The organism is Bradyrhizobium sp. STM 3809 (assembly GCF_000239795.1).
Classification (GTDB): Bacteria; Pseudomonadota; Alphaproteobacteria; order Rhizobiales; family Xanthobacteraceae; genus Bradyrhizobium.
In genome coordinates this window covers 1-8,805 of the sequence record NZ_CAFJ01000206.1, presented here as the reverse complement: position 1 = coordinate 8,805, position 8,805 = coordinate 1, and the positions used below count along the sequence as shown (strand labels likewise).

General features: G+C 68.0%; 9 protein-coding genes. 8 read left to right on the top strand and 1 reads right to left on the bottom strand.

Annotation, left to right across the window (positions count from 1 at the left end; genetic code table 11):
• Both BRAS3809_RS11300 and BRAS3809_RS11295 read left to right on the top strand, forming a co-directional pair.
• On the top strand, nt 1–1,467 hold a 1,467-nt coding region (locus tag BRAS3809_RS11300; RefSeq protein ID WP_052523412.1), incomplete at its 5' end, for an amidohydrolase family protein.
• Entirely contained in the window at nt 1,464–2,474 is a 1,011-nt protein-coding gene (locus BRAS3809_RS11295; RefSeq protein WP_008962229.1) for a CobW family GTP-binding protein, read from the top strand. The genes BRAS3809_RS11300 and BRAS3809_RS11295, both read left to right, overlap by 4 nt.
• 192 nt (nt 2,475–2,666) lie before the next feature.
• On the opposite strand, the gene BRAS3809_RS11290 is transcribed toward BRAS3809_RS11295, so the two are convergent.
• The gene (locus BRAS3809_RS11290; RefSeq protein WP_035656080.1) at nt 2,667–3,488 is read right to left on the bottom strand and encodes an IclR family transcriptional regulator; all 822 of its coding nucleotides are present in this window, start codon (nt 3,486–3,488) and stop codon (nt 2,667–2,669) included.
• A 175-nt stretch (nt 3,489–3,663) separates the two neighbouring features.
• Between BRAS3809_RS11290 and BRAS3809_RS11285 the strand changes: the two genes are divergently transcribed.
• From BRAS3809_RS11285 to BRAS3809_RS11260, 6 genes are all read left to right on the top strand, one after another.
• Nucleotides 3,664–4,719: an ABC transporter ATP-binding protein gene (locus BRAS3809_RS11285; RefSeq protein WP_008962227.1), complete on the top strand. Its 1,056-nt coding sequence runs from the start codon at nt 3,664–3,666 to the stop codon at nt 4,717–4,719.
• Nucleotides 4,716–5,573 carry an ABC transporter permease gene (locus tag BRAS3809_RS11280; protein WP_008962226.1) on the top strand — a complete coding sequence of 286 codons (858 nt, stop codon included), beginning with the start codon at nt 4,716–4,718 and terminating at the stop codon, nt 5,571–5,573. Before BRAS3809_RS11285 ends, BRAS3809_RS11280 begins: the two co-directional genes overlap by 4 nt.
• Before the next feature lie 5 nt (nt 5,574–5,578).
• Nucleotides 5,579–6,373: an ABC transporter permease gene (locus BRAS3809_RS11275; protein WP_035656079.1), complete on the top strand. Its 795-nt coding sequence runs from the start codon at nt 5,579–5,581 to the stop codon at nt 6,371–6,373.
• Nucleotides 6,374–6,377: 4 nt separating this feature from the next.
• Nucleotides 6,378–6,671, top strand: coding sequence for a (2Fe-2S)-binding protein (locus BRAS3809_RS11270; protein ID WP_008962224.1), 294 nt, complete (start codon nt 6,378–6,380; stop codon nt 6,669–6,671).
• Nucleotides 6,664–8,058 (top strand): FAD/NAD(P)-dependent oxidoreductase, encoded by a 1,395-nt coding sequence (locus BRAS3809_RS11265; RefSeq protein ID WP_008962223.1) that lies wholly within the window; start codon nt 6,664–6,666, stop codon nt 8,056–8,058. Before BRAS3809_RS11270 ends, BRAS3809_RS11265 begins: the two co-directional genes overlap by 8 nt.
• Nucleotides 8,042–8,805: NAD(P)/FAD-dependent oxidoreductase (locus tag BRAS3809_RS11260; RefSeq protein ID WP_035656077.1), on the top strand; the 764-nt coding region annotated here is incomplete at its 3' end. The genes BRAS3809_RS11265 and BRAS3809_RS11260, both read left to right, overlap by 17 nt.

The window sequence follows — 8,805 nt, the reverse complement described above, 5'->3', positions numbered from 1 at the left end:
ATCGACGGCACCGGCGCGCCGCCGATCGGGCCGGTGGACATCATCGTCGAGCAGGGGCGCATCGTCAGCATCAAGAAGGTCGTCGGTTACGGCTATGCCGGCAATTCCGGTGAGCCTGCCGATCACGAGATCGACTGCCGCGGCAAATGGGTGACGCCCGGCTTCGTCGACTGCCATGCCCATGCCGGTGTCGCCTATCACTCCGCCAATGGCTGGGTGCCGCCGGTCGACTATGTCTACAAGCTCTGGCTCGCGCATGGCGTCACCACGGTGCGCGAGATGGGCTCGATGAACGGCCTGTCCTGGATGCTCGACCAGAAGCGGCGCTCGGAGAACAACAGCATCGCGGCGCCGCGGCTGCTCGCTTACGCCTATTTCCCGGCCGTCAACGACATGGTCAAGACCATCTACACGCCGGAGCAGGGACGGGAGTGGCTGCGCGCGGTCAAGGAGCGTGGCGCCGACGGCATCAAGTTCTTCGGCGCACCGCCCGCGATCATGGAAGCCGCCCTCGACGAATGCAAGCAGATCGGCCTGCGCACCGGCTGCCACCACGCCCAGATGGCAGTGTCGCGCATGAACGCGCTGACGACGGCAAAGTGGGGCCTCACCAGCGCCGAGCATTATTACGGCCTGCCGGAGGCGCTGTTCGAGGATCGCGTCATCCAGAATTTTCCGCTCGACTACAACTACACCGATGAATATTTCCGCTTCTCGGTCTCGGGCCAGATGTTCAGGCAGGGCGCCGAGCCCGGATCCGCCAAGTGGAACGAGGTGCTGGAGCAGTTCCTTGAGATCGGCTTCACCTTCGTGCCGACCTTCACGATCTACGATGCCAACCGCGACCTGATGCGGGCGCGCCAAGCCTATTGGCACAAGGAGTATACCTGGAAGTCGATGTGGGACTACTTCACCCCGCAGCGCGGCGGCCACGGCTCATACTGGTATCGCTGGTCGACCCAGAACGAGATCGAGTGGAAAGAGAACTACCGGCTCTGGATGGCGTTCATCAACGCGTACAAGAACCGCGGCGGCCGCGTCTGCACGGGCTCGGATTCCGGCTTCATCTACCAGATCTTCGGCTTCGGCTACGTCCGCGAGCTGGAGCTATTGCAGGAGGCCGGCTTCCATCCGCTCGAGGTGATCCGCTCGGCGACCTCGCAAGGTGCGGCGCTGTGTGGCCTGGAAAATGAGATCGGCACGGTCGACGTCGGGATGCGCGCCGACCTGCTGGTGCACGACCACAATCCGTTGACCGACTTCAAGCTGCTCTACGGCACCGGCGCGATGCGCTTCAACGATGTGACCAACGCGGTCGAATGGCATCGCGGCCTGAAATACACCATCAAGGACGGCATCATCTACGACACCGAGGAGCTGCTCGCCGATGTGCGCGAGCTGGTGAAGGCCAGCTGGGAAAGCGACGTGCCGGAGAAATACGCCACCAAGGACGCTGCGGCGCCATGAGCGCCGGCGCAATCGACTTCTTCGTCCTGACCGGCTTCCTCGGCTCCGGCAAGACGACGCTGCTGCGCGACGTGCTGAGCGCAGAGACGGCGTCCGACACGGCCATCATCGTCAACGAGGCCGGCGAGGTCGGGCTCGACGGCGTGCTGTTGCGCGAGAGCGGCGACGATGTGCCGATGGCGATGCTGTCGAACGGCTGCGTCTGCTGCCAGGTCGGCAGCGATCTTGCCTTCACCATCGACCGCCTGATCGTGACGCCGCGCCCGGACGGCCTGCCGCAGCTCGCGCGGATCATCCTGGAGACCTCCGGCCTGTCGATGCCCGGGCCGGTGCTGCGCCAGCTCGCAACGTTGGCCGAGCACCGCATGCGGGTCGCTGTGATCGCGACCTATGATCTCACGCGGGGCTTGGACGTTGCGACGTTCGAGGAAGCTGCCGCGCAATGGGCCGCCGCGCATCGCATCGTCGCGACCAAGGCCGACCTCGCGCCGCAGGCACTCGCGTCAGCGCCGGTTGCGATCGCGCAGCTCAATCCCGTGGCCGAGGCGATCGCCAGCGCTGATCGCGCCACTGCCGTGGCGGCTGCCTTCGCTCCGCTGACGGCATCATTGCCGCTGCGCGAAATCGCGCCCGACCTGTCCGCCCCGCACCCGCGCCTGGCGCTCTGTCTCGTCCGGCCGCTCGCCGAACTCGGCTTTGCCGATCTCGCCGGCTGGTTGGACAATGCCGCCGGCCGACTCGGTGAGCGCCTGCTGCGCATCAAGGGGCTGGTGAAGGTGCACGAGGCACCGCGGCCGCTGCTGGTGGAGAGCGTCGGCACGGTGTTCTCGCCGCCGCGCCAGCTGACGGCCGAGAAGCCACCGGCGCCCTTCATTGTGGTGATCGCACGCGACATCGAGCGCGCAGAGCTCGAACAGGTCGAGCCATCAGGGCTTTTCAGCTTTTCCTGGCGGGAGCCGGAGCGCGGCGCAGAGACCGCCGGCATCCGCGCGGAGTGGGTAACCTGAGCCGCTGCTGACAGCAGCGCCGCCCCAAGCCACCCGCCGTCATTCCGGGGCAATCGGGCATACGCGCTTGCGTGTGCGCGATTGAACCTGGAATCCCGAGATTGTTGAAAATGTACGCAAGCTAAGCTCGGGATTCCTGGTTCAAGGCCTGCGGCCTTGCCCCGGAATGACGTTGCTGGGGATGCAGAAGGATCAATTCGCGCCGATCGTGCTCAAGCTGCGCGACGGGTAGCGCAATGCGACGTCGAACGGGTTGAGCTTTCCCGCCAGCGCCTGGGCCTCGCTCTGCAGGATCCTCACCACATGCGGCAGGCGATCCGCATTCAGCCGCTCCGCCAGCGTGCCGACGCTGAGCGCGGCGACTGCGCGGCCTTGCGCGTCGAGCACGGGCACGCCGACGCCGGCCATGCCGGGGATGAGCCCGGTGCTGGTGTTGACCCAGCCTTGCGCGCGCGCCTGCGCCAGGGCGCCGCGCAGCGAGGCCTCGTCGAGAAAGCCGCGGTCGAGCAGGCGCGGGATGTTGAAGCGGATCACGGCCTCCTGCTCGTCCTCGGGGAGGTTGGCGAGAATCGCGAGGCTGCCCTGGCCGAGGCCGAGCGGCACCTTGCCGCCGATGTCGCCGGTGAAGGAGCGGATCGGAAACGGGCCCTCGACGCGGTCGAGGCAGACCGCATCGAAGCCGTTGCGCACCAGCAGGAAGATCGTATCGCTCAACGTCGCCGACAGCCGCAGCAGCGCCGGCCGCGCGGCGTCGCGCAGGCCGCTGGCTTGTCCCGCGCGCGCGGCGAGGACGTAGAAGTCGAGCGCAAGCCGATAGCGCTTGCCCGCGGCCTGCTCGGCAAAGCCTTCGGCAGCGAGATCCTGCAGCATGCGATGCGCGGTCGGCTGGCTGCAGCCGGCGGCTTCGGCGATGTCCTTCAGCCGCAGCCCCTCGGGATTGCCCTCGCTGAGGATACGCAGCAGCTTCAGGGCGCGGCGCAGGCTGGAGGCAGAGTCCGTATCTGATGTCGTCATCTGATTGAGTGAATTCGTTGAGACCATTTAGCCTCTGAATTTCATATATCAAAAATACAAAAAGATAAATTCAGGATGTCGGAATTCGGGATTGACCCCCTCGACCGTGCCCCGGCATGAAAGAGCCCCAGGGCGGCCATCCCTGATGTGCAGGGAGCCTCCCGCGCGAGGACGCATGGGTTTCCTGACGCTGGACGGCCTGACGAAGCGCTACGGCGAGGCCGCTGCGGTCAGCGATGTCAGCCTCGGCGTCGCCAAGGGCGAGTTCATCTCGCTGCTCGGTCCGTCCGGCTGCGGCAAGACCACCACGCTGCAGATGATCGCCGGCCTCGTCGAACCGAGCGCGGGGCGCATCACGCTCGACGGCCGCGACATCACTCACGAGAAGCCTGACCGTCGCGGCCTCGGCATCGTCTTCCAAAGCTACGCGCTGTTTCCGCACATGACGGTGGCGCAGAACGTCTCGTTCGGCCTGGAGATGCGGAAAGTGCCGCGTGCCGAGCGCGACACGCGTGTCAAACAGGCGCTCGCGCTGGTGCAGCTCGCGGCGCTCGCCGACCGCTATCCGCGCCAGCTCTCCGGCGGGCAGCGCCAGCGCGTCGCGGTGGCGCGTGCGCTCGTCATCGATCCGCCGGTGCTGCTGCTCGACGAGCCCTTGTCCAATCTCGATGCCAAGCTGCGCGAGGAGATGCAGTTCGAGCTGCGCGGCATCCAGCGGCGCGTCGGCACCACGACGATCATGGTGACGCATGACCAGAGCGAGGCGCTGTCGATGAGCGACCGCGTCGTCGTGATGGAGCAGGGCCGCATCATGCAGGTCGACGCGCCCTATCGCTTGTATGAAAGCCCGGCGACGCCTTTCATCTCCACCTTCGTCGGCAAGATGAACCGGCTGCCGGGCGTCTGGCGCCAGGGCGGCATCGAGGCTGGCGGCCGCCTGCTGCCGTGCGACGGCGCCGGTCTCGCCGAGGGCGCGGCGGCCGTGCTGGCGATCCGGCCGGAGAAGATCGGCCTCACGGCTCCGGGCGGCGGCGTGATCGACGGCTGCATCAAGGCCCGCTTCTTTCTCGGCAGCGCCTGGTTCTTCACCGTGGAGACGTCGGCCGGACTCGTCGGCGTATCGCTGCCGAATGCCGGCGCGGAGCCGGCGTGCGAGGGCGAGGCGGTGGGGCTCGCCTGGAGCAGCGCCAGTGCCAAGGCCGGACGACCCGAGGGAGTGCTGTCGGCATGAGCAGCGCGCGCGCCGGCACGACGCCCTGGCTGCTCGCCGCCCCCGGCGCGCTGCTGTTCACGGCGCTCGTGCTGGTGCCGCTCGTGCTGACATTCGTGCTGTCGTTCCACGTCTACGACACCGCGAGCGGCGTAAAGGACGAGACCACGCTGGCGCACTACGCGACCATTCTCACCGACAGCTACTTCCTCAACATTTTCTGGCGCACCCTGCGGCTCGCCGCGCTGACGACCATGCTCTGCGCCACGATCGGCGCGCCCGAGGCCTACATCCTGTCGCGCATGGGCGAGCCCTGGCGCTCGATCTTCCTGCTCGCGATCATCGGCCCGCTGCTGGTTTCGGTCGTGGTGCGCGCCTTCGGCTGGAGCATGCTGCTCGGGCCCACGGGCCTCGTGAACGAAGTCTTCCGCGCGCTCGGCCTCGGCACCGTCAAGATCCTCTACACCGAGACCGCCATCGTGATCGCGCTGGTGCATGTGATGCTGCCGTTCATGGTCATCCCGGTCTGGACCTCGCTGCAGAAGCTCGATCCGATGGTCGAGGCCGCCGCCTGGACGCTGGGAGCCTCGCGCTTCACCGCATTGCGCCGCGTGGTGCTGCCGCAGGTGACGACGGGCCTGTTGTCCGGCAGCCTGGTCGTGTTCGGCCTGTCGGCCTCGGCCTTCGCCATCCCCGCGCTGCTCGGCGGCCGCCGGCTGAAGATGGCGGCGACCCTGGTCTATGACGAATACATGCACGAATTGAACTGGCCGCTCGGCGCGGCGATCGCGATTTTGGTGCTGGTCATCAACCTCGTCATCATGCTGGCCTATCAGCGCGTGGTCGAGGCGCGCGCCAGGCGGACGCTGGGGTGAGCCGCATGCACCGCAACGGCCCGATCGCATTGCTGTTTCACACGCTCGTCGTCGGCTTCGTGCTGGCGCCGCTCGTCGTAATCTGCCTGGTCGCGTTCACGCCTGCGAACACCCTGACGCTGCCGACGACGCAAGTCTCGCTGCGCTGGTTCGCAGCGGTGTTCGAACATCCGGATTTCGTCGCATCCTTCCTCAACAGCCTGTGGGTCGCGGCGATAGCGGCGACGATCGCCGTGGTGCTCGCGGTGGCCGCGGGCCTCGCGCTGGACCGCTACGATTTCCGCGGCCGCGCGGCGCTGAACGCGCTGTTCCTGTCGCCGCTGATGATCCCGCATCTCGTGCTCGGTGTCGCGCTGCTGCGGCTGTTCGCCCTGCTCGGTGCCACCGGTAGCCTCGTCTGGCTCACCGCCGGCCATATCGTCGTGGTCGCGCCCTATGTGCTGCGCCTGGTATTAGCGGCACTGTCCGGCCTCGACCGCAGCGCTGAGCAGGCCGCGGTCACGCTCGGTGCCTCCAGCTGGATCGTTTTCCGCCGTATCACCGTGCCGATGATCCTTCCGGGCATCACCGGCGGCTGGCTGCTCGCCTTCATCAACTCCTTCGACGAGCTCACGATGTCGATCTTCATCACCTCGCCCGCGACCGTCACATTGCCGGTGCGCATGTACATGTACGCGACCGAGTCGATCGATCCGATGATGGCTGCTGTTTCGGCGCTGATGATCGCGGTGACGGCGGCGGCGATGCTGCTGCTCGACCGCATCTTCGGCCTCGACAAGATCCTCGTCGGGCAGGGCTGATACCATGCCGCTGCTGCATCGCCTCGTCCGCCAAGACAGCGCCGTCGTCCCGTTCACGATCGATGGCGTGCCCTGCAACGGCCGCGCCGGCGACACCGTGCTGACGGCGGTGCTCTGCCATGTCGAGCAATTGCGCGAGACCGAGTTCTCCGGCGCGGCGCGGGCCGGCTTCTGCCAGATGGGCGCGTGCCAGGACTGCTGGGTGCAGCTCGCCGCTGGCGAGCGGCTGCGCGCCTGTACGACTGAACTCGCCGAGGGCATGCACATCGTCACGCAACGGGGACTCCGCCATGGCTGAGCGTGCGCCGCCCCTGATCGTCGGCGCCGGCCCGGCGGGCATCCGCGCCGCGGCGACATTGGCGGCCGCCGGGCTGCGGCCGGTCGTCGTCGACGAAGGCCATGCCTGCGGCGGCCAGATCTATCGTCAGCCGCTCGCGCAGGACGGCCGCGATGATCGCGCCCGCTACGGCTCCGAGGCCGGCAAGGCCGCGCTGCTGCATCGCGACTTCGCGGCGCTCGGCCCGGATGTCGATTATCGTCCGAACACGCTGCTGTGGAATCTGCGCGACGGTACCGCCGACGTTCTTCGCGACGGCGTCAATCACCGCGTGGGCTACGACGGCCTGATCCTCGCCACCGGCGCGACCGATCGCGTGCTGCCGATCCCGGGATGGACCTTGCCCGGGGTGTTCACGCTCGGCGGCGCGCAGATCGCGCTGAAGGCGCAGGGCTGCGCCATCGGCCGCCGCGTGGTGTTCGCCGGTTCCGGGCCGCTGCTCTACCTCGTCGCCTGGCAGTACATGAAGGCTGGGGTCGAGGTCGCAGCGGTGCTCGACGCGGCGCCGCTGTCCGCGAAACTCAATCTGCTCCGCGCGTTGCCGTTGGCGCCGGATATCGTGCTGCGCGGGCTGCGGATGGTGGCTGCGCTGGGTCTCGCCGGCACGCGCGTGCAGCTTGGCGTGTCCAGCCTGCGCATCGAGGGCAAGGACAAGGTCTCGCGCATCGTCTATCAGTCTGGCGGCCGCGAGCACCGGATCGCCTGCGACGGCGTCGCCTATGGTCTCAATCTGCGCTCCGAGACGCAGGCCGCCGATCTCGCCGGCTGCGCGTTCCGGTTCGATCCGCGCGACCGCGCGCATCTGCCACTGCGCGAGGCGAGCGGCCGCAGCAGCGTGGCCGGCGTCTATCTTGCCGGTGACGGCGCGCGCATCGCGGGCGCCGATGCCGCTGAGGCGGCCGGAGAGCGAGCAGCGCTCGCGCTGCTGGAAGATCGCGGCCTGCCACATGATGCCGCGCGCGCCGCTGCGCTCGAGCTCAGGCTCGCCAAGATCGACCGTCTGCGCGGTGCGCTCGAAGCCGCGTTTCCGTTCCCCGCGCATTGGGCCGCCGAGATCGCCGACGACGCGCTGCTCTGCCGCTGCGAGGAGATCAGCGCCGGGGAGGCGCGGCGCGCGATCGGCGACTACGTGCTGACCGAGATGAACCGACTCAAGGCCATCACGCGCATCGGCATGGGCCGCTGCCAGGGACGCATGTGCGCCGCCGCTGCTGCCGAACTGCTGGCGGTGCAGACCCAGCGGGACATCGGCGCAGTCGGCCGGCTGCGCGCGCAGGCGCCGATCAAGCCGATCCCGCTGGACGTGAGCCTGTCGGTCGATGAGAGGCAGCATGACCCGGCGCATTGACTGCGATGTCGCGATCATCGGCGGCGGCCTGGTCGGCAGCTCCGCGGCATTGGCGCTGCGCGGGATGGGCCTTTCCGTCACGCTGCTCGACAAGGGCTTTTGCGGCGCGCAGGCGAGCGGTGTGAACTATGGCGGCGTGCGCCGGCAGGGGCGCCCGGCCGAGCAGTTGCCGCTGTCGCAGCGCTCGCATGCGATCTGGCCACGGCTGAAGCAACTGATCGGCATCGACGGCGAGTTCCTGCGCTCCGGCCATCTCAAGCTCGCCCGCAATGCCGAGGATATGGCGAGCCTGGAAAGCTATGCCGCCGAGGTCGCGCCGTTCGGGCTCGATCTCGAACTCGTCGGCCACAATCAGCTCAGCGAACGCTTCGGCATCGAGGGCGATGTCATCGGCGGCTCGTTCTGTCCCGGCGACGGCCACGCCAATCCGCGGCTGGTCGCGACGGCGTTTGCCGCGGCGGCGCGCCGCGCGGGCGCCGAGGTGCTGGAGAATACGAAGGTCATCGGCGCCACCAGGACCAGCGGCGGCTTCGCGCTGGAGGCCAAGGGTGTGGCGATCACCGCGCGTACGCTCATCAACAGCGCGGGCGCCTGGGCCGACAGCTTTGCAGCTGCGTTCGGCGAAAAGGTGCCGCTCGAGCGCACCTATCCTTCGATGATCGTGACCGAGCCGCTCGATCCTTTTCTCGGCGTCAACATCGGCATCGAAGGTGGCGGCATCTATGCGCGGCAGGTGACGCGCGGCAA

What these genes read in the sequence shown, in the direction of transcription:
- BRAS3809_RS11295 (WP_008962229.1), top strand. Translation starts at nt 1,464, where the DNA reads ATGAGCGCCGGCGCAATCGACTTCTTCGTCCTGACCGGCTTCCTCGGC.
- BRAS3809_RS11290 (WP_035656080.1), bottom strand. Translation starts at nt 3,488, where the DNA reads ATGACGACATCAGATACGGACTCTGCCTCCAGCCTGCGCCGCGCCCTG.
- BRAS3809_RS11285 (WP_008962227.1), top strand. Translation starts at nt 3,664, where the DNA reads ATGGGTTTCCTGACGCTGGACGGCCTGACGAAGCGCTACGGCGAGGCC.
- BRAS3809_RS11280 (WP_008962226.1), top strand. Translation starts at nt 4,716, where the DNA reads ATGAGCAGCGCGCGCGCCGGCACGACGCCCTGGCTGCTCGCCGCCCCC.
- BRAS3809_RS11275 (WP_035656079.1), top strand. Translation starts at nt 5,579, where the DNA reads ATGCACCGCAACGGCCCGATCGCATTGCTGTTTCACACGCTCGTCGTC.
- BRAS3809_RS11270 (WP_008962224.1), top strand. Translation starts at nt 6,378, where the DNA reads ATGCCGCTGCTGCATCGCCTCGTCCGCCAAGACAGCGCCGTCGTCCCG.
- BRAS3809_RS11265 (WP_008962223.1), top strand. Translation starts at nt 6,664, where the DNA reads ATGGCTGAGCGTGCGCCGCCCCTGATCGTCGGCGCCGGCCCGGCGGGC.